The 26,012-nt window shown below is 68.7% G+C and carries 24 protein-coding genes and 1 pseudogene; 10 read left to right on the forward strand and 15 right to left on the reverse strand.

Going from position 1 to position 26,012, the window contains the following annotated elements; all coding sequences use genetic code 11:
- Positions 1-112: 112 nt before the first annotated feature.
- The 3 genes from modA to ACFWIW_RS30985 are packed head-to-tail and all read right to left on the reverse strand — an operon-like array spanning position 113 to position 1,773.
- A complete protein-coding gene (modA, locus tag ACFWIW_RS30975) occupies positions 113-874 on the reverse strand; it encodes a molybdate ABC transporter substrate-binding protein (protein WP_378371733.1) in 762 nt (253 codons plus the stop codon).
- Positions 871-1,275, reverse strand: a complete 405-nt coding sequence (locus ACFWIW_RS30980; RefSeq protein ID WP_378371734.1) for a molybdopterin-binding protein — start codon at positions 1,273-1,275, stop codon at positions 871-873. The genes modA and ACFWIW_RS30980 overlap by 4 nt, the downstream gene beginning before the upstream one ends.
- Before the next feature lie 33 nt (positions 1,276-1,308).
- Positions 1,309-1,773, reverse strand: coding sequence for a MarR family winged helix-turn-helix transcriptional regulator (locus tag ACFWIW_RS30985; protein WP_378371735.1), 465 nt, complete (start codon positions 1,771-1,773; stop codon positions 1,309-1,311).
- A gap of 78 nt (positions 1,774-1,851) precedes the next feature.
- Here ACFWIW_RS30985 and moaA point away from each other — a divergent pair, with 78 nt between their 5' ends.
- From moaA to ACFWIW_RS31005, 4 genes are all read left to right on the forward strand, one after another.
- Positions 1,852-2,916 carry a GTP 3',8-cyclase MoaA gene (gene moaA, locus ACFWIW_RS30990; RefSeq protein WP_378371736.1) on the forward strand — a complete coding sequence of 355 codons (1,065 nt, stop codon included), beginning with the start codon at positions 1,852-1,854 and terminating at the stop codon, positions 2,914-2,916.
- A 1-nt stretch (position 2,917) separates the two neighbouring features.
- On the forward strand, positions 2,918-3,172 hold the full coding sequence (locus tag ACFWIW_RS30995; RefSeq protein ID WP_378371737.1) for a MoaD/ThiS family protein: 255 nt from the start codon (positions 2,918-2,920) through the stop codon (positions 3,170-3,172).
- Between the two features lie 185 nt (positions 3,173-3,357).
- Positions 3,358-4,209, forward strand: coding sequence for a phosphatidylinositol-specific phospholipase C/glycerophosphodiester phosphodiesterase family protein (locus ACFWIW_RS31000; RefSeq protein WP_378371738.1), 852 nt, complete (start codon positions 3,358-3,360; stop codon positions 4,207-4,209).
- A 456-nt stretch (positions 4,210-4,665) separates the two neighbouring features.
- Positions 4,666-5,295 (forward strand): transglycosylase family protein, encoded by a 630-nt coding sequence (locus ACFWIW_RS31005; RefSeq protein WP_240599445.1) that lies wholly within the window; start codon positions 4,666-4,668, stop codon positions 5,293-5,295.
- A 197-nt stretch (positions 5,296-5,492) separates the two neighbouring features.
- Here ACFWIW_RS31005 and ACFWIW_RS31010 read toward each other — a convergent pair.
- The 5 genes and pseudogenes from ACFWIW_RS31010 to ACFWIW_RS31030 all read right to left on the reverse strand — a co-directional run bounded on the left by ACFWIW_RS31010 (position 5,493) and on the right by ACFWIW_RS31030 (position 10,747).
- Positions 5,493-6,409 (reverse strand): annotated as a pseudogene (locus tag ACFWIW_RS31010) (molybdenum cofactor biosynthesis protein MoaE).
- Entirely contained in the window at positions 6,406-6,876 is a 471-nt protein-coding gene (moaC, locus tag ACFWIW_RS31015; protein ID WP_016337573.1) for a cyclic pyranopterin monophosphate synthase MoaC, read from the reverse strand. Before moaC ends, ACFWIW_RS31010 begins: the two are co-directional and overlap by 4 nt.
- A 17-nt stretch (positions 6,877-6,893) precedes the next feature.
- Positions 6,894-8,441 (reverse strand): alpha/beta hydrolase, encoded by a 1,548-nt coding sequence (locus ACFWIW_RS31020; protein WP_378371739.1) that lies wholly within the window; start codon positions 8,439-8,441, stop codon positions 6,894-6,896.
- A 623-nt stretch (positions 8,442-9,064) separates the two neighbouring features.
- Positions 9,065-10,465, reverse strand: a complete 1,401-nt coding sequence (locus ACFWIW_RS31025; protein ID WP_378371740.1) for an NAD-dependent malic enzyme — start codon at positions 10,463-10,465, stop codon at positions 9,065-9,067.
- A 99-nt stretch (positions 10,466-10,564) separates the two neighbouring features.
- Positions 10,565-10,747, reverse strand: a complete 183-nt coding sequence (locus ACFWIW_RS31030; protein ID WP_007033389.1) for a hypothetical protein — start codon at positions 10,745-10,747, stop codon at positions 10,565-10,567.
- Between the two features lie 93 nt (positions 10,748-10,840).
- On the opposite strand from ACFWIW_RS31030, the gene ACFWIW_RS31035 reads away from it, so the two are divergent.
- Entirely contained in the window at positions 10,841-13,084 is a 2,244-nt protein-coding gene (locus ACFWIW_RS31035; RefSeq protein WP_378371741.1) for a helicase-associated domain-containing protein, read from the forward strand.
- A gap of 37 nt (positions 13,085-13,121) precedes the next feature.
- Here ACFWIW_RS31035 and ACFWIW_RS31040 read toward each other — a convergent pair whose 3' ends face one another.
- The 7 genes from ACFWIW_RS31040 to ACFWIW_RS31070 all read right to left on the reverse strand — a co-directional run bounded on the left by ACFWIW_RS31040 (position 13,122) and on the right by ACFWIW_RS31070 (position 20,452).
- The gene (locus ACFWIW_RS31040) at positions 13,122-13,454 is read right to left on the reverse strand and encodes a hypothetical protein (RefSeq protein WP_378371742.1); all 333 of its coding nucleotides are present in this window, start codon (positions 13,452-13,454) and stop codon (positions 13,122-13,124) included.
- 584 nt (positions 13,455-14,038) lie between these two features.
- Positions 14,039-14,617, reverse strand: coding sequence for a DUF742 domain-containing protein (locus ACFWIW_RS31045; protein ID WP_378371743.1), 579 nt, complete (start codon positions 14,615-14,617; stop codon positions 14,039-14,041).
- Between the two features lie 3 nt (positions 14,618-14,620).
- Positions 14,621-15,040 (reverse strand): roadblock/LC7 domain-containing protein, encoded by a 420-nt coding sequence (locus ACFWIW_RS31050; protein ID WP_005156190.1) that lies wholly within the window; start codon positions 15,038-15,040, stop codon positions 14,621-14,623.
- A 428-nt stretch (positions 15,041-15,468) separates the two neighbouring features.
- Positions 15,469-16,077: an ATP/GTP-binding protein gene (locus ACFWIW_RS31055; RefSeq protein WP_007033392.1), complete on the reverse strand. Its 609-nt coding sequence runs from the start codon at positions 16,075-16,077 to the stop codon at positions 15,469-15,471.
- Complete coding sequence (locus ACFWIW_RS31060; RefSeq protein WP_378371744.1) at positions 16,058-16,843, reverse strand: DUF742 domain-containing protein; 786 nt, start codon at positions 16,841-16,843, stop codon at positions 16,058-16,060. Before ACFWIW_RS31060 ends, ACFWIW_RS31055 begins: the two co-directional genes overlap by 20 nt.
- Before the next feature lie 25 nt (positions 16,844-16,868).
- Positions 16,869-17,327, reverse strand: a complete 459-nt coding sequence (locus tag ACFWIW_RS31065; RefSeq protein WP_085939650.1) for a roadblock/LC7 domain-containing protein — start codon at positions 17,325-17,327, stop codon at positions 16,869-16,871.
- A gap of 20 nt (positions 17,328-17,347) precedes the next feature.
- Positions 17,348-20,452: a nitrate- and nitrite sensing domain-containing protein gene (locus tag ACFWIW_RS31070; RefSeq protein ID WP_378371750.1), complete on the reverse strand. Its 3,105-nt coding sequence runs from the start codon at positions 20,450-20,452 to the stop codon at positions 17,348-17,350.
- 691 nt (positions 20,453-21,143) lie between these two features.
- Here ACFWIW_RS31070 and ACFWIW_RS31075 point away from each other — a divergent pair.
- From ACFWIW_RS31075 to ACFWIW_RS31095, 5 genes are all read left to right on the forward strand, one after another.
- Positions 21,144-22,124: an ABC transporter substrate-binding protein gene (locus ACFWIW_RS31075; RefSeq protein ID WP_378371745.1), complete on the forward strand. Its 981-nt coding sequence runs from the start codon at positions 21,144-21,146 to the stop codon at positions 22,122-22,124.
- 247 nt (positions 22,125-22,371) lie between these two features.
- Positions 22,372-23,376, forward strand: a complete 1,005-nt coding sequence (locus tag ACFWIW_RS31080) for an ABC transporter substrate-binding protein (protein ID WP_378371746.1) — start codon at positions 22,372-22,374, stop codon at positions 23,374-23,376.
- Positions 23,377-23,384: 8 nt separating this feature from the next.
- Entirely contained in the window at positions 23,385-24,155 is a 771-nt protein-coding gene (locus ACFWIW_RS31085; RefSeq protein WP_350573550.1) for an ABC transporter permease, read from the forward strand.
- Entirely contained in the window at positions 24,152-24,985 is an 834-nt protein-coding gene (locus ACFWIW_RS31090; RefSeq protein ID WP_378371747.1) for an ABC transporter permease, read from the forward strand. The genes ACFWIW_RS31085 and ACFWIW_RS31090 overlap by 4 nt, the downstream gene beginning before the upstream one ends.
- A gap of 19 nt (positions 24,986-25,004) precedes the next feature.
- Positions 25,005-25,874, forward strand: a complete 870-nt coding sequence (locus ACFWIW_RS31095; protein WP_378371748.1) for an ABC transporter ATP-binding protein — start codon at positions 25,005-25,007, stop codon at positions 25,872-25,874.
- The last annotated feature ends 138 nt before the right edge of the window (positions 25,875-26,012 follow it).

A 26,012-nucleotide genomic window follows, 5' to 3' on the forward strand; every position in this document is an offset into this window, starting at 1 on the left:
TTGGCCGGGCCCCACCCCCACCCCCCCCCCCCCGCGGGCCTTTTTGTCGACTTGTTTGGGTGGGGTGGGGCGCACCCCCCCCACATCCCCGCCCAGAGGACGAAACGCGGGGTCACGGCGTGCCAAAACCGACCTTCGCCAATTCCTTCTTGCCCTCCTCGCCGAGGACGAAGCTCCTGAAGAGCCCGGCGAGCTGAGCCTGCGGAGCGTCCTTCACTACCGCGATCGGGTACTCGTTGATCGCGCCCGCGGCCTCGGGGAAGTCCACTTTGTCCACCTTCGCGGCCGCCGACATCGCGTCGGTGACGTAGACGAGCCCGGCGTCCGCGTCACCCGACTGCACCTTCGCGAGCACCGACTTGACGTCCTGCTCCTCGCTGGCGGGTTCGAGCGTGACCCCGGACGACTGCTGGACCTTCTTCGCCGCCGACCCGCACGGCACCTGCGGCGCGCAGACGACCACGGTCAGCCCGTCCTTCGCGAGGTCGGCCAGCCCCTTGATGCCCTTGGGGTTGCCCTTGCCGACCGCGATGGCGAGCCGGTTCGTGGCGAACACCGACGGCTGCCCGTCGAGCACCTCGCCCTTGGCTGCCTTGTCCATATTGGCCTGATCGGCGGAGGCGAACACGTCCGCCTTGGCGCCTTGGATCAGCTTCTGGACCAGCGCCGAGGAGCCCTCGAAGCTGAACTTCACGCTCACCCCGGAGTTCTGTGCCTCGAACCGCTTGCCCAGCACCCCGAACGACTCGGTGAGCGACGCCGCCGCGAACACGGTCAGCGTCCTCTGCTCGATGGTCGCGGTGACGGGCTGATCCGAACCGCAGGCCGTCGCGGCCAGCGCCAGCGCGAGGAGGGCGGGGACGAGTCTCCTCATCGGCTTCCTTCCGGGGTTTCGATCACGACGGTGGTCGCCTTGACGACGGCGACCGCGAGTACACCGGGCCGCAGCCCGAGTTCGCGGACGGCTTCGGCGCTCATCAGGGAGACCACGCGATGCGGGCCGCATTGCAGCTCGACCTGCGCCATCACCTTGTCGGTGACGACCTCGGTGACGAGGCCGACGAAGCGGTTGCGCGCGGAGCGGCCGACGGCCGAGGGATCCTCGGGCTGTTCGGCCTGCGCCTTGGCGAACGCGGCGAGCTCGGCGCCGTCGACGACCTTGCGGCCCGCCGAATCGTCGAACGCGGTCAGCTGGCCGGCACGGACCCAGCGGCGGACGGTGTCGTCGCTGACGCCGAGCAGACGGGCGGCCTCGGACAACCGGAATTGCGGCATGCCTGGCAGATTACTTCCGCAGATGCGGAAAAGCTACGCGTTGCCGGGGAGTTCGTCGCGGAGACCGTCGAGCACCGCGCTCTGGAATCGCTCCAGCACTTTCCGCTCGTCGGGGGAGAACTGTTCGAGCACCGTCTTCATGTTCGTGTACGCGGATTCGAAGAGCGGCGCGTACGGCTCCATGGCGCCGGGAACGACCTCTATCAGCACCTTCCGGCGGTCGGCGGTGTCGCGGACGCGGCGGGCGAGCCCCGCCTTCTCGAGCCGGTCCATGACGCCGGTCACAGCGCCCGTCGACAGTCCGGTCAGCTCGGCGATCCTGCCCGCTGTCAACGGTCCCGGTGCCTGTCCGGCGAGTTCGAGCACCTTGTGGTCGGTGGCGGACAGGCCCATCCGCTCGGCGATCCGCGCGTGCCGGAGAACGGTCAGCGTGCTGCTTTCCCTGCCGAGATGGGCGAACCGGGCCATTTCCTCCGCCGAGAGCGGATATTTCGCCATCCGGAAATCCTTCCGATTCGGTGCGTGCCGAATTCTAGACAGTCGGTTTTCTGCCGCTTCGGGGTTAGTCTGGTGTCAATGACAGCAGTCGATCTCGGGTTTCCCCGTGTCCCCGGTACACGCGGTCGCCCCAGCGTGCCCAGGCCGGACAATCCCGCTCTGATCGACACCTTCGGCCGCGTGGCGACCGACCTGCGGGTGTCGCTCACCGACAAGTGCAATCTGCGCTGCACCTACTGCATGCCCGCCGAAGGGCTCGAATGGATGCCGAGCGCGGACGTACTGACCGACGACGAACTCGTGCTGCTGCTGCGGATCGCCGTCGAGCGGCTCGGGATCACCGACATCCGGCTCACCGGCGGCGAACCGCTGCTGCGCCAAGGACTGGAGAAGATCGTCGAGCGGGTCGCCGCGCTCGAACCGCGGCCGCGGCTTTCCATGACCACCAACGGGATCGGGCTCGCGAAACGCGCGAAGGCGCTCGCCGGCGCCGGGCTGGACCGCATCAACGTCTCGCTGGACACCGTCGACCGCGCGCTGTTCGAGACGATCACGCGTCGCGACCGGCTTTCACACGTGCTCGACGGCATGGCCGCCGCGCGCGAAGCCGGGCTGGACCCGGTGAAGGTCAACGCGGTGCTCATGCGCGGGCTGAACGAGGACCAGGCCGTGCCGCTGCTGAAGTTCTGTCTCGCCGAGGGCTACCACCTGCGCTTCATCGAGCAGATGCCGCTGGACGCGCAGCACGGCTGGAACCGCGCCGAGATGATCACCGCCGAGGAGATCCTCGGCATGCTCGGCGAGGAGTTCACGCTGTCGCCGTTCCCCGCCGCGCGGGGCGGGGCGCCCGCCGAACGGTGGCTGGTCGACGGCGGACCTGGCGACGTCGGCGTGATCGCGTCGGTGACCCGTCCCTTCTGCGGTGCCTGCGAGCGGACCCGGCTGACCGCGGACGGCGCGGTGCGCTCGTGCCTGTTCAGCAACGACGAGACGGACCTTCGCGCCCTCGTGCGCGCGGGCGCGCGCGAAGAAGAGGTGGCGGACGCCTGGCGGGCGACCATGTGGGGCAAGCTCGCCGGACACGAGATCAACGAGGCCGGGTTCGCGCAGCCGATCCGGCCGATGAGCGCGATCGGCGGCTGACATGGTGACCATCGTGGTGCGGTACTTCGCGTCGGCCCGCGCGGCCGTCGGCCTCGACGAGGAGAAAGTGACCCTGCCGGACGGCGCCCGCGTCGCCGACGCCGTCGCCCGCCTGCGCGAACTCCACCCGGAGAAGCTGGCGAAGCTGCTCGACGCGGTCTCCTATCTTCTGGACGGCGTCGCGGTGCGGGATCTCACGCGGCCGCTGACCGACTCGGCCGAACTGGACGTCCTGCCCCCGTTCGCGGGCGGCTGACCTGCCGGCCGTCCCGGTCGCCGCGGCCCGTGCGCGACGGGCAGCCCACCCCGGGGTACGTCGCCGGCCAGAGCCGCCCACCCAAGAACCGCTGACCTGCGCGAATCTCGAAAGTGGTAGCAAAGGTCCCTTGCTCGCCGTCTCGAGTTCACCGTCCGGTCGCCGAAGCAGCCGAGGATGCGCCAGTGATCACTCCCCGCCGCATCCTCGCCGCGCTGCTCGCCGCGGTCGCCGCCACGAGCCTCGCGACCGCGCCTGCCTCCGCCCATGAACGCGGCGTCAAGCCGCTGCCGCAGGCGCACAGCCACAACGACTACGAGCACACCCGTCCGCTGCAGGACGCGCTCGATCAGGGCTTCACCAGCGTCGAGGCCGACATCTTCCTCGTGGACGGGCAGCTGCTGGTCGCCCACGACCTCGCGGACACCCGCCCGGACCGCACCCTGGAGTCGCTCTACCTGGAGCCGCTGCGCAAGCGCGTGCTGGCCAACCACGGCGTCGGCGTCTACCGGCAGCGGATGGAGTTCCAGCTGCTGATCGACGTCAAGGGCGACGCGAACAGCACCTACTCGGCGCTGGAGAAGCGGCTGCACGACCCGCGCTACTCCTTCCTCTTCTCTTTGTATGCGTTCGGACACGTGAAGAAGCGGGCCGTCACCGCGGTCATCTCCGGCGGGCGCGCCAAGGACGTGATGCTCGGGCAGAAGTTCCGGCTCGCCTTCTACGACGGCCGGATCAAGGACCAGAACGATCTCGGCATCGGCTCGGACCCCCGCGTCACCCCGCTGGTCTCGGACTCCTGGACGGGGCTTTTCACCTGGACCGGTGATGGCGCCTTCCCCGCCGCGGAGCGGGCGAAACTGCACGACCTGGTGAAGCGTGCCCACGCGGCGGGGCAGCGCGTGCGCTTCTGGGCGACGCCGGACGCCGCCGGGCCCGGCCGTGACGCGTTGTGGAAAGAGCTGGTCGCCGCCGGGGTCGACCACCTGAATACGGATGACCTGCCAGGGCTGGCGAACTTCTTGAGGTCTCGCTAAAGTGCGCGGCCCATTCGCGCGCGAAGGCGCACGAATGGGCCAGTCACTCCTTAATCCACGTGATGCAAGCCTCACGATCTGTGAATTATCTCGGTCAGGAAACGGCCAGATAACGGCCCGCTGACCTGCGAAAACACCCGAATCGTTATGGGTTGCGTGCTGTTACTGTGATGTAGGTCACAGCTCGAATAATTTCCGTCCCGGCCGTTCGTTACGTACCGTCGCTTTTCGGTTGGCCCCGACCGACCACGCAACACCGGGAACCCGTAGCGCCGAGCCCTGTCCAACGGATTCCCGGACCCAACCCCGAGCGAAAGCATTTCCGGACAGGGACGAGGGGACCGAGCCGACGCGTCGTGCGTCAGGCGAAGTCAGCCGGCCTGAGACGGCCGGCCAGGACCCACGGGTCTTTCCCTCAGCACAGGCTCGTAGGCGCAGGGAGCGAGATTTACTCACATGTCTTACCGAGGCAAGCACCGCAAGATGTCCGCCGCCACCCGTCACATCGCCCGCGTCGCCATTGCGGGTGTCGCGGTCGGCGCTCCCCTCGCAATCGCCGCGACCCCCGCGTCGGCGACCAACTGGGACGCCATCGCGCAGTGCGAGAGCAGCGGCAACTGGAGCACCAACACCGGTAACGGCTACTACGGTGGTCTGCAGTTCTCGCAGAGCACCTGGCGCGCCTACGGCGGCACCGGCAGCGCGCACAACGCCACGCGTGAGCAGCAGATCGCCGTCGCCGAGCGGGTCCTCCAGGGCCAGGGCATCGGCGCGTGGCCGCACTGTGGCAAGAAGGGCGGCTCCGCCAGCCCCGCCAAGGCCAAGTCGAGCGCCCCGAAGGCCACCAAGAAGGTGACCCCGAAGAAGTCGACCGCGCCGGTCCAGAAGCAGGCTCCGGCCCCGGCCGCGAACGTCGCCAACTCGAACCCGGCCGGTGACTACACCGTCGTGGCGGGCGACACGCTGTCGAAGATCGCTTCCAAGTTCAACGTCCAGGGCGGCTACCAGAAGCTGCAGGAGCTGAACAAGGAATACGTGCCGAACGCCGACTTCATCGTCGTCGGCCAGAAGCTCGCCACCAAGTGAGCTCTTGAGCACCAGTAAGTCGTGATGCCCGCGGGATTCCCCGCGCGGCCACGTCACGGCTGACAAGGCCCCACCGCGTCCATTCCCCCGGCGGTGGGGCTTTGTCGTGTCCGGGCACCATCGGCCGGGTCTCGTGAGTGGTAAGGACGGTTAGAACCGTCCTTACCACTCACGAGACCTGATGCTTTCCGCAGGTCCTACGGCGAGTTGACCCATTCGTCGCTGCCGTCGCTGAAGTGCTGGTGCTTCCACACCGGCAGCCGCGCCTTGACCTCGTCGACCAGCTCCGAGCAGGCGGCGAAGGCCTGCCCACGGTGCTCGGCCGCCACGGCGCACGCCAGCGCGACGTCACCGATGGCCAGCGCGCCCAGCCGGTGGCTGACGGCGACCGCCCGCACGCCTTCCCATTTCCCCGAGAGGTCCGTGACGACCTCCGCGAGCACGTCGGCGGCGCTGGGATGTCCTTCGTAGGCGAGCCTCTCCACCGACCGCCCGCCGTCGTGGTCCCGGACGACCCCGCCGAAGGTGACGACGGCGCCCGCGGCCGCGTCATCCACCAGCCGGGCGTGTTCTTCGACCGAGAGCGGCTCGTCGACCACCGCGATCCGTGCGACCCGAACGCTCACTGCTGTGCCTCCCGTGGGTGGTCGCCGCCCGCCAGCTGGTCGACGGCGTGGTCGAGGATCCCGTCCAATACGCCCAGGCCATCCTTCACCCCGCCGCGTGAACCGGGAAGGTTCACCACGAGGGTCCGGCCCGCGACGCCCGCGACGCCGCGCGAGAGCACGGCCGTGGGCACCTTGGGCAGTCCGGCGGCGCGGATCGCGTCCGCGACGCCGGGGAGTTCGTAGTCGAGGACGGCGCGGGTGACGTCCGGGGTGCGGTCCGTCGGCGAGATGCCGGTGCCGCCGGTCGTCACGATCACCTGTACCCCGGCCGCGACGGCGGCACGCAGGGCTTCGCCGACCGGTTCCCCGTCTTCGACGACGACGGGCGCGGGAACTTCCCAGCCCCGTGAAGCGAGCCAGTCCGTGATGACCGGGCCGGTCGTGTCCTCGTAGACGCCCTTCGCGGCCCGGTTCGACGCCACGATCACCCTCGCGACCCGGTTCACGGCCGCTCCCAGGTCCCGGTCTTGCCGCCGTCCTTGCGGATCAGCCGGACGTCGTCGAGGGTCGCGGCCGGATCGACGGCCTTGATCATGTCGTGCAGGGTCAGCCCGGCGACGGCGACGGCGGTCAGCGCCTCCATCTCGACGCCGGTCCGGTCGTTCGTCTTCGCGGTCGCGGTGATGTGCACGGCGGTCTCGTCGAGGACGAACTCGACCTTCACCCCGGACAACGCGATCTGGTGGCAGAGCGGGATCAGCTCGGGCACCTTCTTCGCGCCCATGATGCCCGCGATCCGGGCGGTCGCGAGCGCGTCGCCCTTGGGTAGCCCGTCCGTCGCCAGCAGGCCGAGCACCTCGGCCGTGGTGTGCACGGTGCCGCCCGCCAGCGCGGTGCGGGCGGTGGGCGTCTTGCCGGAAACGTCGACCATACGGGCGGCGCCCGTATGGTCGACGTGGCTGAGTTCACTCACGCCAAGCAGGCTAGTCCTCAGAACATCCGCTGCTTCGAGCGAACCTCGCCGAGGGCCTTCTCCCGTTCCTGCCGCTGCTCCGGTGTCATCGAAGCGAAGAGCCCGCCGTTGTCCGCGGCGCAGGCCGTGTCGTGCCCGGGACGCTTGCCTTCCACGAAGAACCGGTTGACGGCGTTGTTGCCGCAGGCGTTCTCCGAGCTCAGCCAGACCCCGTGCCCGCCGTCGTCGACGGACACCATCCGCGCCCGGTCGCCCAGCGCGCGCCGCATCTCCCTGGCCCCGCTCAGCGGGGTCGCCGGGTCACGCAGGTTCTGCACGACCAGGATGTTCGACGGGCCCCGGTCGCCGATCCGCACCTGCGGCTCGATCGGCTCGGACGGCCAGTAGGCGCACGCCCAGATGTTCGCCGCGGCGGCGCCGAACATCGGGTACCGCACCCGGTCCTTCTCGACGTTGCGCTGGTAGGCCGCGACCTTCTCCGGCCAGTTCACGTCGTTGCACACCACGTGCAGCTGCGCGGACAGCAGCTGCCCCACGTCGAGCTGCTGAGCCTGAGCGGTCTGCTTCACGACGCCTTCGGTGTCGAGCGCCTGCCACTGCTGTGCCAGCACCGGGAAGGAGCTGGTCGAGTACAGCGAGCCGAACGTGCCCGCCCGGAAGGCCGCGCCGTCCACCCCCGGGACCGCCCCGCCGTCGAGTTTGGCGACGAGTTCGTAGAACTTCGCCGTCACCTGCTGCGGAGTGCGGCCGAGCCCGTAGCTCGCGTGCCGCGCCGCCGCCCACTTCGCGAAGTCCGGGAAGCGGTCCTGGAATCCCTCCGCCAGCCGACGTGATCCGGTCGTGTCGAGCCCGCCCGGACCGGTCGCACTGTCGAGCACGATGCGATCGGTGCGCCGCGGGAACAGCGTCGAATACACGGCGCCCAGGTACGTGCCGTACGAGACGCCGTAGTACGAGAGCTTCTCCTCGCCCAGGGCCTCCCGGATGCGATCCATGTCGCGGGCGGTGTTGGCCGTGGTGATGTACGGCAGGTTCGCGGCCGTCGCCGAGTCACCGCACTGCTTCGCGACGCCCTCGACGTACTTCGCGCGCTCCGCCACCGCCGCCGCGTCACGCGCGTACGGCGGGACGTTGCTGACCTGCTGCTCTGGCTTGAGGTCGCAGGTGACCGGCGTGCTGCGGCCGATCCCGCGCGGATCGAAGCCGATGATGTCGTACGCGTCGAGCACACTCGACGGCATACCCGCCGACCGCAGCCCGGCGGGCATGGTCAGCCCTGGCCCGCCGGGGCCACCCGGGTTGGTGAGCATGATGCCGCGCCGCTTCGCCGGCTTGGTGCTGGCGAGTTTGGATACGGCGATGTCGATGGTCTTCCCGCCCGGGTTCCGGTAGTCGAGCGGGACCTTCAAGGTGGCGCATTGCACGCCGGGCGCGGCCACGTCCTCCGGACACGGCCCCCAGCTGACCGACGAAACCGCGGCGGACGCCGTGGCCGGTACGAGTACCGCCATGGTGACCGCCGCGGCGGTGAGTGCCCCGAACCTGCTCAGGACAGAGCGAGTCATCCCAGCCCCCGTTCATGATCGACTTCCTGGTCGGAGTCGAGCCTATGAGCGGGCCATCGGCGGAGTCGTCACCCTGAAGTCGGCCTCGGAGTCGGTCTCAGTGATGACGGCGCCGCCGAATGGAGCAAGGGACCTTTGCTACCACTCGCGCCTCGGGCGAGCGGCCCCAGAGTCCGTGAAGGCCTCCTTCCCTACCTTGAGGGGCAGGGTCTCGGCAAAGTCGTATAGCTGCTGGTCCGTGCCGCTGCCATGAGGCACAGAGGCGTTCGCGGAAGCAGAGATCCGGATCTCTGCTGTCCACAAGGGACACGAATCGAGACCAAAGTGCCCGATTCGGGCGTTTTGTGCGTCTTGGCGTGGGCGTCGTGAGTGTTTTTGGTCGTTCTAACCCTCTTTACCACTCACGACCCCACGAATAACCGTACATAAATGCACAAATGGGACATTCAGGTGCCCGAGAGTGCCCCGTGGACACTCGATGCCCGTGCCCGCCCTGTCAACGTTCGGAACCCAGGCCTGCGCTATCTCGACCTTGCCGAGCCCCTGACCCTCAAGGTAGTGAAGGACGCCTTCACGGCACGACGGCGCCGCCGAATGGAGCAAGGGACCTTTGCTACCACGTCCTACGACTGGGCGGCCTTCTCCGCCTTCGCGGCCTTCTTCACGGCCTCGGCCACCGCGGGGGCGACGGCGTTGTCGAACACGCTCGGCACGATGAACGAGGCGTTCAGCTTGCCGTTGTCCACGACGTCCGCGATGGCGTCGGCGGCCGCGAGGAGCATCGAGTCGTCGATGTGGTGCGCCTGCGCGTCGAGCAGCCCGCGGAAGACGCCGGGGAACGCGAGCACGTTGTTGATCTGGTTCGGGAAGTCGCTCCGGCCGGTGGCGACCACGGCGGCGTGCTTCTGCGCCTCCAGCGGGTCGATCTCCGGGTCCGGGTTGGCCAGCGCGAACACGACGGCGTCGGACTTCATGGTCGCGACCTGCTCGGCCCCGAACAGGTTCGGCGCGGAGACCCCGATGAACACGTCGGCGCCGACGAGCGCTTCGTGCAGCGTGCCCGCCTGCTGCTCCTTGTTCGTGTGCCCGGCGATCCAGGTCAGGTTCTCGTCGAGGTTGCCGCGCGCGGAGTGCACGATGCCGTCGATGTCGGCGGCCACGATGTCGCCCGGGTTCTTGCGCAGCAGCAGGCGGATGATCGCCGAACCCGCCGCGCCGACGCCGCTGACGACGATCTTGCAGTCTTCGATGTTCTTCCCGACCACGCGCAGGGCGTTGCGCAGCGCGGCGACCACGACGATCGCGGTGCCGTGCTGGTCGTCGTGGAACACCGGGATGTCGAGCTGCTCACGCAGGCGCTTCTCGATCTCGAAGCAGCGCGGCGCGGCGATGTCCTCGAGGTTGATGCCCGCGTACACCGGCGCGAGCGCCTTCGCGATCATGATGATCTCTTCGGTGTCCTGGGTGTCCAGGCAGACCGGCCACGCGTCGACGTCGGCGAACTTCTTGAACAGGGCCGCCTTGCCCTCCATCACCGGCAGCGCGGCGGCCGGGCCGATGTTGCCAAGGCCAAGCACCGCGGAACCGTCGGTGAGCACCGCGACGGTGTTGCGTTTGATGGTCAGGCGGCGCGCGTCCTCGGGGTTCGCCGCGATCGCCTGGCAGACGCGGGCGACACCCGGCGTGTACGCACGGGACAGGTCGTCACGGTTGCGGAGCGCGACCTTGGGGCTGACCTCGATCTTGCCGCCGAGGTGGATCAGGAACGTCCGGTCGGACACCTTGCGCACGCGGACGCCCGGCAACGAGTCCAGGGTCTGCGTGATGTCCTGCGCGTGGTTCTCCGACAGGGCGTTGGCGCTGATGTCGACGACGATCGAGTCGGGGTGCGACTCGACGACGTCGAACGCGGTCAGCACGCCGCCGACCCGGCCGACGGCGGTCGTCAGATCACCCGCCGCGGTGGATGACGCGGGGGCCTCCACCCGGACGGTGATCGAATATCCGGGACCGGGAACCGGCATGGCACTACCCCCGCTGAGGAAAGCTCGAATAGGTCGATCGAAAACCTACTCCCGTGACGACCGCCACGAACCCTCGCAGGGGTGACCGACCAGTAACTTCTACCGGTTGATCTCGGTCTCGGGGTGCACGTACGGCACGCTCTCGAGCGGGAAGGTCACGTCGCCGAACGGGGACAAGGCGCCCTGCCGATCGGACGCGAGCTCGGTGACGGGGTGCTCCCCGTCTTCACCGGGCCACGTGGGGTCGATGCCCGCGCGCTTCTTGTTATCGCCCTTCGCCACAACGTCCTCCAGAGCATGGTCAAGCCGTTCTCGAGGGACAGTCTGCCCGAACGCGGCTGCCGGGCCACCACCCGCCCGGTATCCTGGTCGTCTATGCCCGCGCCATCCCTGGCGGACTGGCTGCGCCAGGAGTCCGACGACGCCCTCGCCGCACTGCTGCGCACGCGTCGCGACCTGTCCACGCCGCCCCCGTCCGACACCATCGTGCTCGCCACCCGGGCTGGCACGCCGGGCTCCGTCGCGCGCGCCTGCGAAGACCTCGACACCTTCACCCTCGCCGTCCTCGACGCCCTGCTGCTGGCCGGGGCGGACACCGGCCCGGTCGCGGCGGCCGAGGTCGCGCGCCTCGCGGGAACGGAGATCGGCGAAGCACTGGCACTGCTGCGCAAGCGGGCCCTGGTCTGGGGCGAGGACGACGCGCTGCGTGTCCCGCCTTCCGCCCGCGACGCGCTCGGCCCCTTCCCCGCCGGGCTCGGGTCGTCTTCGCCCGCGCTCGCCGGAACGGATATCGAGGCCGCGCTCGCGGAGGTCGGCGAGGACGAACGAGCCCTGCTGACGACGCTGGCCGCCGGCCCGCCGATCGGCCGCACCCGTGACGCGTCGGCCGACGTCCCGCTGGAGCGGGCACAGAACCCCGTCCAGCGCCTGCTCGCCAGGGGGCTGCTGCTGCGCCGGGACGACCAGACCGTCGAGCTGCCGCGTGAGATCGGGATCGCGCTGCGCGGCGGGGTGGTGTTCGAGCAGGCGTCGCTGCGCGAACCGGAACTCCCCGTGCATCCCCACAGCCGGTCCACAGTGGACACAACGGCGGCCGGCGAGGCGATGGAGTTCTTGCGCCAGACCGAAAACATGCTTCGAGCCTGGTCGGAGACGCCACCGCCGGTGCTCAAGTCCGGCGGGCTCGGAGTCCGCGAGCTGAAGAAGCTCGCGAAGGATCTCGATGTCGACGAGGCGCGGGTGACGTTGCTCGCGGAGATCGCGGTCGGCGCCGGTCTGGTGGCCGACAGCGAAGCGACCACGCCGGAATGGGTGCCGACGACGCTCACGGATTCGTGGCTCGCCTCGCCGACCGCGCAGCGCTGGATGACGGTCGCGCAGGCCTGGCTCGAGCTGCCCCGGCTGCCCGGACTCGCCGGCGGACGGGACGCGAAGGACAAGCCGATCGCGCCGCTTTCGGAAGACCTGCGCCGTCCGCTGGCGCCCACTTCGCGGCGCCGGATCCTCCTCGCGCTGGCGGCGTTGCCCGAAGGCGCCGGAGTGAAGAGCACCGACGAACTGGTCGCCGCGCTCGCCTGGCGCGCGCCGCGGCGGGGCGGGCGGCTGCGGGACGAGACCGTGCGCTGGACGATGGCCGAAGGGGCCGCGCTCGGCCTGATCGGCCTCGGCGGGCTGACCACGGCGACCCGGGCGCTCCTGGCCGAGGACCGCCCCGGGGCGATCGAGGCGATGCTCGACGCGCTGCCGCGGCCGGTGGACCACGTCCTGGTGCAGGCCGACCTGACCGTGGTCGCGCCTGGGCCGCTGGAAGCCGAACTCGCCGCCGAGATGACCGCCGTCGCCGACATCGAATCGGCCGGGCACGCGACCGTGTACCGGATCACCGAGACGTCCGTGCGGCGCGCGCTCGACACCGGGCGGACCGCGGGCGAACTGCACCAGCTGTTCACGTCGAAGTCGGCGACGCCGGTGCCCCAATCGCTGAGCTACCTGATCGACGACGTCGCCCGGCGGCACGGACGGCTGCGCGGCGGGGCCGCCGAGTCGTTCTTGCGCTGCGACGACGCGTCTCTGCTCGCCGAGGTCATGGGCAGCCCCGTCGCGACGGAGTACGGCTTGCGCATGATCGCGCCGACAGTGCTCATCAGCGCGTACCCGCTCGCCGAAGTCCTCGACGCGCTCCGCGCCGCCGGGTTCGCTCCGGCCGCCGAAGGGCCCGACGGACGCGTCATGGACATCAGGCCGTCCGGACGTCGCCTGCCCGCGAAGGCGCGTGCCGCGCGTCGCGCGCCTGGAGAGCCCGCCGGGCTGACCGACGATCAGGTCGGCAAGATCGTCGCGCACGTCCGGGCGGGCGACGCCGCTTCGGCGCGCCGCCGGGGCGAGACCGTGCGGGCGCCGCAGGGAGGCGGCGCCGGAGACACGTCCGCGACGCTGGCGCTGCTGTCCCAGGCGACCATCGAACGTCGCGAGGTGTGGATCGGGTTCGTCGACTCACGCGGGACGGCGAGCCAGCGGGTCGTGCGGCCGCTGCGGGTCGGCGGCGGGGTCCTCGAAGGGACCGACAACGAGCGCTACCCGCTTCACCGGATCACGTCGGCCGCCCTGGTCGAGGACTGAGCACTCCGCATTTAGTCCTCTAAATGCGGCGTGGGGGCTACGCGAGCTGCTCGGTGCGGAGGTCCTTCAGCACCATCGACATGGCTTCGCCGTGCGTCGGCCAGTCCGGCGTCCCGATCCCGACCGAATGCAGAGCGGACCGGACGGCGGCATGGGCTTTCGCGATCGCATGGGAGAGGTCGTCGCCGGAGACGTCGGCCTCGATCTCCATCACCGCTCGTCCGCCGTCCGCGGAAACCGCACTGTCCACGAAACCGTCGAGACAACGTTCTTGTTCGAGCAGCGCGCGCATCACCTTGTCGCAGTAACCGAAGAGATCACCATCGCCATCGGCGATGAACACCCAATGCGCGTGAACCGTCACACCCATCAGTAACCCCCCTCGATCTGGTAGCAAGGTTGACGAAGCAGCCAGGACACCGCGTTCTTTCCGTAGTTGGCACCACTCGGCGTCAGATGGATCCAACGCTGGTGCTGCCCGAAAGGACATCGGACGGTGTAGTAGGTCGGCGGATCCGAGATCCTCCATCCTGCCTGATGGAAGTGCTCCAGAACAGCTTCCAGATCCTTCCTAGGATGCTTTCTCCAGTACCCCACCGGCTACTCCTCGACCAGGTTAACGCAGATCGAAAAGACCGGCGTCACGCTGAGATCCCCTTCACGGACGACCGTGGTTCTATCGGGAAGCGGCTCAGGTCGCTACCGACAGCACTGATATATCACCGCAAAGTAGTCAACTTGAGGGTGCCTTGCACTGGGGCACTAGATCTCGTGTGTTCCCGCCGCGCGTTTAGTCCTCTAAATGCGGCGTGGCGAGACGCATGCCCTGGACAGACGCGATGTCCTGAAGGCCACCCTTGAGACATCTAACGTCCTGAAGGTGGCCTTCAGGACACTCCGCCCGGCAAAAATAACCCCGCACGAGCGCATTTAGAGGACTAAATGCGGGAGGTGTCAGAGGGCGCGAAGGCCTTGAAGCACCCGTTCCATGAAGGCGCGCGAAGAGGAGTCGCCGAGGATCAGCTCCGTCTGGTGGATCAGCACGAGACCGGCGTCCGCCATGTCGCCCACGAGCACCTTCACCACGCCCAGCGGCAGCCGCAGATGCGCGGCGATCTCCGCGATCGAGCGGGTGTCCAGGCACAGGTCGCAGATCTGCCGGTGTTCGGGGGTCCGCACGCCGCGGTACCGGCGGCCGTCCTCGCTGGTCGACACCAGCGCCTCCAGCGCCAGGTCGTGCGCGGTGCGGGTGCGCCCGCCGGTGCGGGTGTAGGGCCGGACCCGGGAGCCCGAAGCCGGCGGCTGGTAGACCGAAGCGGGGGCGACGTCAGCGGGCCGCGGCGGCGACTGGCGGATCGGCGAAGGCATCGGCGGAGGAGGCTCGGGAGGCGGCGCGGGCGGGCGCCGCGGCATGACCGTGCTGATCGAGCTCAGCTCGAAGCGGCTCGGCGAATCGAAGGCCTCGCGTTCGCTGCCCTGGTAGAGGGAGTCCCAGCCGGAAGGGTCCGGTTCGGTGAATCCGCTGATCTTCATCGGTCACCCACGTACGCCGCCCTGCAGCTGCGCCCGCAGCTCAGGGGTGATCTGCTGGCCGACCCGCTCGACGAGCAGCGTCATCTCGTAGGCCACGGTGCCGATGTCGCAGGTCGGCGCGGCCAGCACGGCGAGTGACGAGCCGTCGGCGACCGACATGAGGAAGAGGTAGCCGCGTTCCATCTCGACGACGGTCTGGTTGACCCCGCCCGCGTCGAAGCAGCGGGCCGCGCCGGCGGTGAGGCTGATCAGGCCGGAGGCGACCGCGGAGAGCTGTTCGGCCCGTTCCTGCGGCAGCCCGTCCGACGGCGCGAGGAGAAGCCCGTCCGCGGAGACCAGCACGGCGTGCGCCGCACCGGGAACCCGGCGCGCGAAATCCGTGATGAGCCAGCCGAACGAGCTTTGCTGCCCGGATGCCGTCACAAGTCCCTCCTCGCTGCGTCAAGACCACCTGGGCGGCGTGGTCCGGGCGTCTGCCGCCGACCAGCACCGATCCCGGTACCGGCGAGCCGAAAGACGCCTCCACCCAGCGTATTCGTCCCGCCGATCGTGTCGAGCCCGCCACCCGGCCGACGTCGTTAACCGAACGTAAACGTCCAGCCGCTCACCGCGTCGACACATCGTGAACCACGCATTCGTGGGTCACCCTGTGGTGGCCGGGCGCGACCAGGTGTGAACCGGCGTCCACGCAGGTCACCGGCGGTGCGGCCACTCGATCGAGTGGCGACGGCGCCGGATCGCGGGAAAGGGTTCGCCTCGCGTTCGATCCGACCGGTGACGCCACTCCCCGAAGCGGGTGAAGCCTGCCGAGTTCACTCCAACGGCCGCATCCGCTCCGGGCTTTCGTCCCTTTAGCCCGCGCGCAACGCCGAATCGTGCGCGATGGCGTGCTGCACGACCGAGATCAACACCTGCTTGGCGGACTCACGTTCCCGGGCGTCACAGGCCATGATCGGCACGGACGGTGAGATCGTCAGCGCGTGCCGGACGTCCTCGATCTGGTGGTGCAGCAGCCGGTCGAAGCAGTTGATCGCCACGACGTACGGCAGCTTCCGGTTCTCGAAGAAGTCGATCGAGGGGAACGCGTCGGCGAGCCGCCGCGTGTCGACCAGCACGACGGCACCGATGGCGCCGACCGCGAGGTCGTCCCACATGAACCAGAACCGGTGCTGGCCCGGCGTACCGAACACGTACAGCACCAGGTCCGAGTCCAGCGAAATCCGGCCGAAGTCCATGGCCACGGTCGTCGTCGACTTGTTCGGGGTGGCCGAATTGTCGTCGACGCCGGTACTGGCCTCGGTCATCATGGCCTCGGTGGTCAGCGGATCGATCTCCGAAACCGCTCCGACCAGCGTGGTCTTCCCCGAGCCGAATCCGCCAGCGACCACGATCTTGGCCGACGAAGTCGGTCCGGTCACCTGCGGCGCATTCGCGTCGGAGTCAAATTCTCCGAAGCCCACTGAGCACCCTCTCCATGAACTCGATACTCGGCCGGTCACCGACGTTCTGGCTGGCGCTGTGCACCAGGACCAGACCGAGGCCGGCCACGTCTCCGATCAGCACCCGGACCACGCCGAGCGGCAGGCGCAGCAGCGCCGCGACTTCGGCGACGGACCGGGTGTCCAGGCAAAGGTCGCAGATCGACCGGTGTTCGGGGACGCGTACCCGGTCGAGCACGCGTCCCTGTTCGCTGGTCGAGATCAACGCCTCGATGGCAAGGTCGTACGTCGGCTTGGTCCGGCCCCGCGTGCGGAAGTACGGCCGGACCAGGCCGGAGGATTCGACGTCGGTGGTGTACTGCTCGTCGACGAACTCGTTCTGCGCCTGCTGCGGCAGGGCCGCGGCGAGCGGGTCGGCCGCGGCGGCCGCCGCCCGGCGCTCCTCCTCCTTGTCGAAGGAGAACTTGGCGAACTCGCCCGAGTCGTAGAGCGGACCGCTGCCACCACCGAACAGCTCCGCCCCCGGCCCGCCGAGCAGGCGTTCCCGGTAGTCCGAGACGCTGAAGTCGGCGGGTCCCTGACCCGCGTTCGAATCGGTCAGCCAGCGGGAGGCCTCGTCCGGGGACACGGGGTCGTTGTCCGACCCCTGTGCCCGCCGCGATCGCCATTCGCGGTCGACCCGGTCCCGGAAGGACGTCCAGTCCTCCCGGCCGTCGTCTCGTTCCGACCACCCGCCGGAGAAGTCGTCACCGAGCCGGCCATCGCCCCTCAAGCGCCCGTCGTCCACGGCATTCTCCTCGGTTCCCGGTCGCTCAGCGGCGGACCGACGCGCCCTGCAGCTGCGCGCGCATCTCCGGTGTCAGCTGTTGCCCCACCCGTTCCACCAGCAGGGTCATCTCGTAGACGACCAAGCCGATGTCGCTCTCCGGCGACCCGAGGACCGCCAAGCAGGAACCGTCGGACACCGACATCAGGAAGAGGAAGCCGTTGGCCATCTCGACCACCGTCTGCGCGACCGTGCCGCCCTCGAACACCTTCGCCGCACCGCGCGCGAGGCTCGTGAGCCCCGACGCGACCGCGGCCAGCTGATCGGCCCTGTCCTTGGGGAGTCCCTTCGAGGACGCCAGCAGCAAACCGTCCGCCGACACCACCACGGCATGCGCCGCGCCCGGGACCCGGTGCACGAAATCCGTGATCAGCCAGGCAAAGCTGCTCGTGTGTCCTTTACCCTGCGCCTGGCCGCCAGGCTGCGCCGGACCACCCGGCTGCATCGCACCCGCCCGTGTCACTGTCACTCCTTACTGCTGTCATCGGCAGGGGTATCCCTGCCGGTCACCGGAACGCCGTTGTCATCCAGCGCATCGAGCGGGCGTTCCTTCAACGCGTGCCGTCCCGACGTGTAGCCCTTCTGGAAGCTTGCCATCCGACTCCGCGCCGCCGTCGCCGAGCGGGCGATCGCGCCCGTACCCGGCATTCCGGAGGTCTTGTCGGCGAACGAGTCTTCCTTCTTCGGCTCGTTCCCGCCGATCGAGCCGGGGACGAGGTACTGGTTCGGCACCCGTTTGGGCAGGCCCGCCGGGGTGATCTCGTCGTTCCGGTCTTCGTACAGGACCTGCGCCGCCTGCCAGCCGTCGTCCGACGCGCTGCGCCAGCCATTGTCCTGGAGCACCGTCTCCGGCGGAACACTCCGCGGGGTCCGAGTGGGCAATCCCTCCCCGGCGGTGTCCTCGGCCTCGGATTCCGTCGCTTCGTCGCCACCGCTGGGGGTGCGCGCGGGCAGTTCGGACTCGACCGGCTCGGTGTAGGTGGTCGGGCTGTCGCCCCCGGTCTCGTCGCCTTCGCTGAACCAGCGCGAGAGCACCGACTGGTAGATCGGCAACCGCCGCGTGGGGACGTCGTCCTCGAGCGCCGACTTGCCGGTGTCCGAAGGTTCTTCGGGCCGGCTCGGCGGCTCGACCGGCGTGTACTTCGGCTCCCGTTTCGGCAGCACCAGCGACGCGAACTGGGTCTCGGTGCCGCTGGAGGCGCCGTCGCCGTTCGTGGGCGAGATGTCTTCGGCCGTCGGCCACGCCGGGGTCTCCTCGGCGGGGGACGCTGGGCTGAGGAACGGCCCGGCCGCGTTCTTGCCCGCGACCAGGTCGTCGAGGCTGATCGGCTGGTCGAGCGGGACGAGCCCGCCCTGCGACGCGACCGGTTGCGGTGCGGCCGGCGGCTTCGACGGTGGCGGCGGGGTCATCTCCAGGCCGCGGTCGGAAGCGGGGACGTTCGGCAGCGAGCTCGACATCTCGGACACCGACGGCATCGAAGGCATCGACGTCTCAGAGCGGTTCGCCGGCGGCGGGGTGTTGCGCGCGCCGGGCCGCATCTGCGTGAGCAGCTCGGCGGGCACGACGACCCGCGCGATCACACCACCCTCGATGTCCTCGTTCTCCCGGAGCCGGACCTCGATGCCGTGGCGGCGCGCCAGGCGCGCGACCACGTACAGGCCCATCCGCCGGGTCACCGAGACGTCCAGGTCCGGCGGGTCGGCCAGCCGCTGGTTGACCTCGGCGAGCCGCTCCTCGGTCATACCGACACCGTGGTCGGTGACCTGGATGGCGAGCGCCTTCTTGCGGGTGATCACCGCGCGGACGGTCACCTTCGTCTCCGGCTCGGAGAAGTAGGTGGCGTTGTCCAGCAGTTCCGCGAGCACGTGCACGAGGTCGTGGATCGTCAGGCCCTGGACGGCGACCTCGGGGACGATCCCGATCTCGATCCGGGCGTACTGCTCGATCTCCGAGACCGCGGCGCCGATGACGTCGGCGGCGGGCACCGGCTTGGGCACCGACTTCGCGAGACCGGCGCCCGACAGCACCAGGAGGCTTTCACCGTTGCGGCGCAGCCGCGTGGCGAGGTGGTCGAGCTCGAACAGGCTGGCCAAGTGGTCCGGGTCCTGCTCGTCGGCCTCGAGCCGGTCGATGACGCCGAGCTGGCGTTCCACCAGCCGCTGCGACCGGCGGGACAGGTTCACGAAGATGCCGTTGACGTTCTCGCGCAGGAGGGCCTGTTCGGCCGCCATCTTGACGGCCTGTTCGTGGACGACGTCGAACGAACGCGCCACTTCACCGATCTCGTCACGCGAAGTGACGGGCACCGGCTCGACCGACCGCTTCGAGGCGTTGACCGGGTCCGGGTCGTCCAGGATCGCTTGCACGGTTTCCGGCAGTCGTGTGTAGGCCACGTCGAGCGCCGTCTTCCGCAGCACCCGCAGCGGGCGCAGCATCAGGCGGGCGATGACGAGCATCAGGAACAGCGCCGCGAGCAGGGCCAGCAGCACGACCGCGCCGCCGATCCACGCCGAGTTGATCGCGTCGGTGGCCAGGCCGTCGGCCTGTGCCCGCAGCTGGCCGAGCAGGTTGGTCTCGACCGCGCGCAGCTTGTCGAGCGCGACCCTGCTGTCGTTGCCGAGTGCGACGTTGTCGATCGCCGGGGGCTCGTTCTGCTGGTGCAGCGAGAACGCCATCGTGGTGATCCGGCGGCGGTCGTCGACCTCGGGACCGGAGAAGGTGTCCGAGTAGAGCTGCCGCTGTTCGGGGCTGGCGTTGTTGATGAAGGCCGCCGTCGAGGCGTCACCGCTCGCGACCGCCGAGCGGGCCTGGTCGAACAGGTCGCCGGGGAACCCGGAGCGGAAGGAGGCGATCAGCAGCGCCGCGTCACCGCGGGCGATGAACTCCTTGCTCTCACTGATGGCCTGCACGGTGACGCCGAGCCGGAGCACGTCGCGGTTCGCCACCGCGGTGGTCACCTCGCGGCCGAGCTGGACCAGCGAGTCGAGGATGCCGGAGTAGGCGATGAGGACCGGGGTGTCGCCCAGCAGCGAGGTGTTCATCGCGCCGCGCAGCGGGCGCAGGGCGTCGAGCCGCTGCAGACCACGCGAGTAGCGGTCCCTGGTGTCCTGATCGTCCGGGTTGATCTGGTTCGCCGAGGCGCGCAGGTCGTCGACGGCGCGGTCGACCTTGGCGATCTGCGCGTCGAGACCGTTCTGGCGCGACGCGTCCTGCGAGGCGATCCGGGCGACGGCGAGCGCGCGTTCGCTCTGCAGCTCGTGCACCACGAGGGTGATCTTGTCGGCGAACGCGACCTGGTCGGCGGTGTCCTGGAACCGCGCCGCCTCGCTGCTGTCGTCGATCACGCGCAGGGTGCCGAGCGCGAGCGCGGTCAGCGTCGGGATGATCAGGACGGCCGCGAGCTTCGATCGCAGACGCCAGTTACGCAGGCCCAGGAACGACCCGGCCTTCCCACCAGGACCGTCTCCGGTTTCCCGCGCAGGGGTCCCTCCCACCCCCGCGGTGTCTTCGTTCGGCACCGCCGCACCACCATCATCTTCATTCGGGCCGGGAAAGCCCATTTTGGACATGCCGTTCTGCTGCTGCCTGGGTCGGTTGTCGGAGACCACTACCCGCACGCTCCCGCCACCGGGCAGGGACGCGAGTGCTCACTCTGACGAATGAGGAAGTCGTCTTTGACGCAGTCTCTCAAGTGCACTTGGCCGAAATCCCGCCTGACGTCATTGGTCTATTCGGCCTAACCCGCCAGTGCGCGAGCGCGCACCAGTGAAGCACGGTCGTGTCCGACATCAGGTTCCGGTTCGACACAGAGTGCCTTGCACCTCGGGAAAGGTCCAGAGCGTTCGGCCATCCAAGGCACTCTCTTTCACTACATCAGTGGTCCACACCTCACTACCGGTGCATGAGGGTAGCGAACGGGAGGCCCAGATGTAACCCTTCGGTCAAGACCTGCAAGTAGGCCCCGGACGGGTCTTGACCCGTTGACGCTCAATCGTCAACAAGTCCCCGGCGCGAACACGCCCAGTTGTGTTCACTTCTGACAAACAACCTGTTCGGGTGATCGTTACCACTTGGGATCATGGGATGACCACCCATTGTGAGCACAGTGTGTGTTCTCTACAGTGGGCCCGTGACTCGACAAAGAGTCACTTCCGAATTCCACATCAGGCCACGTCATCACGTGTCCCTCCCCCTGATCAGGAGCACCACTTGCTTTCGAAGAAGGCCTTGAGCGCCCGCCTGGGGCGGCCGTCTCGTGGAATGGCGAGGGCGATCGCATTCGCGATGGCGGCCGTCGTCACGACGTCGGTCGGTGGCTGCGGCCTGCTCGGCGGTGACGATTCGTCCTCTTCCGGCGGCTCGGGGAACCTCGAGAAGTCGAAGATCAAGGTCGCCGTCATGTCGACCATCGACCTGGCCCCGCTGCGGCTCGCCCAGGACGGCGGCTACTTCAAGAACGAGGGCCTCGAAGTCGAGGCCATCGAGGCAGGCACCGGGCAGATCTCGCTGACCAAGCTGATCGGCGGCGAGGTCGACATCGCGTACGCGAGCTACACGCCGTTCTTCATCGCGATGAGCAAGAACACCGCGGACATCAAGCTGGTCGCGGACGCCTCCTCCGCCGGCCCGAAGAGCACGATGCTGGTCACGCTGCCGACGTCCACGGTGAAGAGCGTCAGCGACCTGGCAGGCAAGAAGATCGGCATCACCGCGCCGAACACCGTGTCCGACACGCTGTCCAAATCGGTCATGAAGGACCACGGCGTCGACGCCAGCAAGGTCCAGTGGGTGCCGATCCAGCTGCCGAACGTCGGCGCCGCGCTCAAGAACGGTGACATCGACGCCGGCTTCCTGACCGAGCCGTTCATCACCCAGACCGCCAAGCAGGCGGGCACCGTCCCGGTCGTGGACACCGCCACCGGCGCCACCCAGGACTTCCCCACCGCGGGCTACGGCTCGCTCGGCAAGTTCGTCTCGGAGAACCCGAAGACCGTGGCCGCCTTCCAGCGCGCCATGCAGAAGGCCACCCGTGACGCGGCGGACCGCTCCAAGATCGAGCCGCTGCTGGTCAAGTACGCCAAGATCGACCAGGACACCGCCGCGCTGACCACGCTGCTGACGTTCCAGTCCACCCTGGACCCCCGCCGCATCCAGCGGGTCCCGGACCTGCTGCTGCAGATGGGCGCGATCCAGACCAAGATCGACGTCGGCCCGATGATCGCGGCGCAAGCCACCAGCTGACGACGGGCCGTTACTTCTAATAGTCACATTTCTCGGAAATCGATCACTGAAAGTAATGATGTCCAAGCGGGTGATCAGGTGATCGGGCGAATGGCCTAAAATGATCACCCGCTCACGACACCCATTGTGAGCAGGTGGGCAAATCTCTAAGGTGACCGCGTGCCTGGCGAAATGAAGCCACGACACGGATGAAAAAACCCAACGGTGATTCATTGTTTCCGAGGAGCTGGCTTTGTTTCGAAACGCCATGAGCAGGAGCGGTGCACGTAGAGGACGGGGTGCCGTCGGCGTCGCCCTGAGCGCGCTCATGCTGGCCACGTTGGGCGCCTGCGGCGCACTCGGCGGCGAGGACACGTCCAAGGCGTCGGGTGGCGAAGGCGGCCTGGAGAAGGCGAAGATCAAGGTCGCCCTGCTGCCCGTCGTCGACCTCGCGCCGCTGCGGCTGGCGCAGGAGGGCGGCTACTTCAAGGCCGAAGGTCTCGAGGTCGAAGCGGTCGACGCGCCCAGCGGCCAGCAGGCGATGACCAAGATGATCGGTGGCGAGGTCGACATCGCCTTCTCCACCTACATGCCGTTCTTCGTCGCGAAGAGCAAGGGCGCGGCCGACATCCGGCTCGTCGCCGACTCCGTGTCGGCCAGCCCCAAGAGCAACGCGGTCGTCACCGTGCCGACCTCGCCGGTCAAGACGATCAACGACCTCGCGGGCAAGAAGATCGCGATCACCGACAAGAACACCGCCTCCCACCTGCTCACCGTCTCGGTGATGAAGGACCACGGCGTCGACACCAGCAAGGTCCAGTGGGTGCCGATGGCGCTGCCGAACATCGCCGCGGCGCTCTCGTCCGGCCAGGTCGACGCGGGCTACCTGCCCGAGCCGTTCCTGACCCAGGCCTCGAAGGTCGTCGGCGCGACCCCGGTCGTCGACATCTCGACCGGCGCCACGCAGGACTTCCCCCTGGCGGGCTTCGGCGCGCTCGGCTCCTTCGTGGACAAGAACCCCAAGACGCTGGCCGCGTTCCAGCGCGCGCTGGGCAAGGCCGTGCGTGACTCGGCCGACCGCTCCAAGATCGAACCCCTCATCGTCAAGTACGCCAAGGTCGACGCGGAAACCGCCTCACTGCTCACGCTGCCGACGTTCGGGTCCACTCTGGACGCCCGTCGCCTGCAGCGGGTGCCGGACCTGCTGCTGCAGACCGGAGTGATCACGGCCAAGCTCGACGCCGCTCCGATGCTCGCCCCTCAAGCTGGATAAAGGTAAAGGTGCCACGACTTCTCCGTGCCCTTGCCGGTCTGGCCGGTTTCTTCCTCGTCTGGGAAGTGATCGTCCAGGCCGGCCTGGTCCGTAAAGAGTTCCTCCCCCCGCCGTCCGTCGTCCTCGTGACGATCTTCGAACAGTTCGGCGAGACCCAGTTCGTCCGGGACCTGATCGCCACGTTCCTCGCGTGGGCGATCGCCCTGCTGATCGCGGTCGCCATCGCCGTGCCCGCCGGCCTGCTGCTGGGCAGCATCCCCGGCCTGCGCACCGCGACCGCGGTGGTCATCGAGTTCCTGCGGCCGATCCCCGCCGTCGCGCTGATCCCGCTGGTGCTCCTGCTGATCGGCGGCGGGCCCGAAGCGAAGATCACGCTGGCCGTGTACGCGTCGTTGTGGCCCATCATGTTCAACACGATCTACGCGCTCGGCGAGATCGACCCCGTCCTGCTGGAGACCGCGAAGGCCTGCGGCACCAGTAAGTTCCGGACGCTGACGTCGGTGGCGCTGCCGCATACCGCGCCGTTCGTGTTCACCGGGGTGCGGCTGTCCGCCAACATCGCGCTGATCGCGGTGGTCAGTACCGAGTTCCTCGCCGGCGCCAAACTCGGCATCGGCAACTTCATCATGCAGGCCAGCACCGGTTCGACCAGGTTCGACCTCGTGCTCGCCGGCACCGTGGTGGTCGGCGCGCTCGGCTTCCTCATCAACGGCGGGCTCGAGATGATCGGCAGGCGGGCGTTCCGCTGGAGCACGGTCGACCGGGAGGCGGTCTCGTGACGACCCTCACGCTGACCAGCCGCGTCGGCAGGCGCGTGGGCCGGGGTATCGGCATCCTCGTCCGCAACTGGCTGCTCTTCTTCGCCCTGCTCGGGATCTGGGAGCTCGCGACCCGGCTCGCGGAAAGCCCGTTCTTCCCGCCGCCGACCGAGATCCTGTCCGCCTCGGTGAAACTGTGGTTCACCGGCCCGGCGTCGCAGCTGTTCCTGACCGACACGGTGTTCGACAACGTCCTCCCGAGCCTCGGCCGGACGCTCGGCGGCTGGCTGCTCGCCGGCGCGTTCGGTGTCGCACTGGGTGTCCTCTTGGGACGGTCCAAGCACGGGATGGACTACGTCGGACCGCTGTTCGCGTTCTTCCGCTCGGTGCCGCCGCCCGCGCTGATCCCGGTGTTCATCGTCCTTTTCGGACTCGGGCCGGGGATGCAGACCGGGTCGATCATCTTCGGCGCGATCTGGCCGGTGCTGCTCAACACCGTGGACGGCGTCCGGTCGGTGGACCAGGTGAAGATCGACACCGCGAAATCGTTCCGGACGCCGCGGTCGTACTGGGTGCGCTCGATCGTGCTGCCCGCCGCCGGGCCGAAGATCTTCGCGGGCCTCCGGCTGAGCCTGTCCATTTCCTTGCTGCTGATGGTGATCTCGGAACTGGTCGGCTCTTACAACGGCATCGGCCGGTCCCTGATGGACGCCCAGCAGGCGTTCGACTTCCCGCTCATGTGGTCGTGGCTGGTCCTGCTCGGGCTCCTCGGCTTCGGGTTCAACGCGGCCTTCCTCGCGGTGGAGCAGAGAGTGCTTCGCTGGCAGCCCACCCGCAACGGCCGTCTCTAGTTTTCGAAGGGTCAGCAAGATGTCAACCATGCTCGAAGTCTCCGGGCTGAACCACCGGTACGGCGCGGGAGAAAAGGCGCACGTCGCGGTCGACGACCTGTCGTTCACCGTGGAAGCGGGGCAGCTCGCGAGCATCGTGGGCCCGTCGGGCTGCGGCAAGTCCACGCTCCTGCGCTGTATCGCCGGACTGATCAAGCCGACGTCCGGCCGCGTCAGCCTGCACGGCGACGACGTCTCCGGCGTGCCGGAGGATCTGGCCGTCGTGTTCCAGGACTACAGCCGCTCGCTGTTCCCGTGGCTCTCGGTCGCGAAGAACGTCGAGTTCCCCTTGCGGTGGCGCAATTTGAGCCGCACGGAGCGCCGCACGCGGGCGCAGGAGGCGTTGGAGTCGGTCGGCCTGTCCGGGGTCGGTTCGAAGTTCCCGTGGCAGCTCTCGGGCGGTATGCAGCAGCGGGTGTCGATCGCGCGGGCGCTGGCCAGCCGTCCGGCGCTGCTGCTGATGGACGAGCCGTTCGCGTCGGTCGACGCGCAGACGCGGTTCGAGCTCGAAGACCTGACGCGGCGCGTGCAGCGCGAGAACGGGAGCACGGTCCTCGTCGTCACGCACGACATCGACGAGAGCGTCTACCTGTCGGACCGGGTGCTGGTGCTGTCGAAGTCGCCCGCGAAGATCGTCGCGGACCTGCCGGTCGGGCTGCCCGCGGAGCGGGACCAGATCACCACGCGCGAGTCCGCGGAGTTCGTGACACTGCGCGGTGAGGTGGCGCGGCTGCTGCACGGTGGCGCTCCCGAAGCCGTCACCGCGGCTTCCGACGCGGCTGAGTACGAGCTGGCGCAGCAGGAGGCGGCCGCCGACGCCTCCGAGGCCGAGGTGCGCACCAAGAGCTGAAGCTCAAGTAAGGGCCGAGCAGGTGTTGCGAAAGCCACTTTCGCAACCTTCAACCATGGGGAAATTGCTTTAGCAACCCTCCACAAGGGGCACAAGACCACCCCACCTACATAATGGGGGGGTAACCCCCAACCAGGA

It is taken from the genome of Amycolatopsis sp. NPDC058340 (assembly GCF_042723975.1).
Classification (GTDB): domain Bacteria; phylum Actinomycetota; class Actinomycetes; order Mycobacteriales; family Pseudonocardiaceae; genus Amycolatopsis.

What these genes read in the sequence shown, in the direction of transcription:
- ACFWIW_RS31070 (WP_378371750.1), bottom strand. Translation starts at nt 20,452, where the DNA reads ATGTCCAAAATGGGCTTTCCCGGCCCGAATGAAGATGATGGTGGTGCG.
- ACFWIW_RS31035 (WP_378371741.1), top strand. Translation starts at nt 10,841, where the DNA reads ATGCCCGCGCCATCCCTGGCGGACTGGCTGCGCCAGGAGTCCGACGAC.
- ACFWIW_RS31095 (WP_378371748.1), top strand. Translation starts at nt 25,005, where the DNA reads ATGTCAACCATGCTCGAAGTCTCCGGGCTGAACCACCGGTACGGCGCG.
- ACFWIW_RS30980 (WP_378371734.1), bottom strand. Translation starts at nt 1,275, where the DNA reads ATGCCGCAATTCCGGTTGTCCGAGGCCGCCCGTCTGCTCGGCGTCAGC.
- ACFWIW_RS30985 (WP_378371735.1), bottom strand. Translation starts at nt 1,773, where the DNA reads ATGGCGAAATATCCGCTCTCGGCGGAGGAAATGGCCCGGTTCGCCCAT.
- ACFWIW_RS31045 (WP_378371743.1), bottom strand. Translation starts at nt 14,617, where the DNA reads ATGAAGATCAGCGGATTCACCGAACCGGACCCTTCCGGCTGGGACTCC.
- ACFWIW_RS31040 (WP_378371742.1), bottom strand. Translation starts at nt 13,454, where the DNA reads ATGGGTGTGACGGTTCACGCGCATTGGGTGTTCATCGCCGATGGCGAT.
- modA (WP_378371733.1), bottom strand. Translation starts at nt 874, where the DNA reads ATGAGGAGACTCGTCCCCGCCCTCCTCGCGCTGGCGCTGGCCGCGACG.
- ACFWIW_RS31025 (WP_378371740.1), bottom strand. Translation starts at nt 10,465, where the DNA reads ATGCCGGTTCCCGGTCCCGGATATTCGATCACCGTCCGGGTGGAGGCC.
- ACFWIW_RS31075 (WP_378371745.1), top strand. Translation starts at nt 21,144, where the DNA reads ATGGCGAGGGCGATCGCATTCGCGATGGCGGCCGTCGTCACGACGTCG.
- ACFWIW_RS31065 (WP_085939650.1), bottom strand. Translation starts at nt 17,327, where the DNA reads ATGCAGCCGGGTGGTCCGGCGCAGCCTGGCGGCCAGGCGCAGGGTAAA.
- ACFWIW_RS31080 (WP_378371746.1), top strand. Translation starts at nt 22,372, where the DNA reads ATGAGCAGGAGCGGTGCACGTAGAGGACGGGGTGCCGTCGGCGTCGCC.
- ACFWIW_RS30995 (WP_378371737.1), top strand. Translation starts at nt 2,918, where the DNA reads ATGGTGACCATCGTGGTGCGGTACTTCGCGTCGGCCCGCGCGGCCGTC.
- ACFWIW_RS31020 (WP_378371739.1), bottom strand. Translation starts at nt 8,441, where the DNA reads ATGACTCGCTCTGTCCTGAGCAGGTTCGGGGCACTCACCGCCGCGGCG.
- moaA (WP_378371736.1), top strand. Translation starts at nt 1,852, where the DNA reads ATGACAGCAGTCGATCTCGGGTTTCCCCGTGTCCCCGGTACACGCGGT.
- ACFWIW_RS31005 (WP_240599445.1), top strand. Translation starts at nt 4,666, where the DNA reads ATGTCTTACCGAGGCAAGCACCGCAAGATGTCCGCCGCCACCCGTCAC.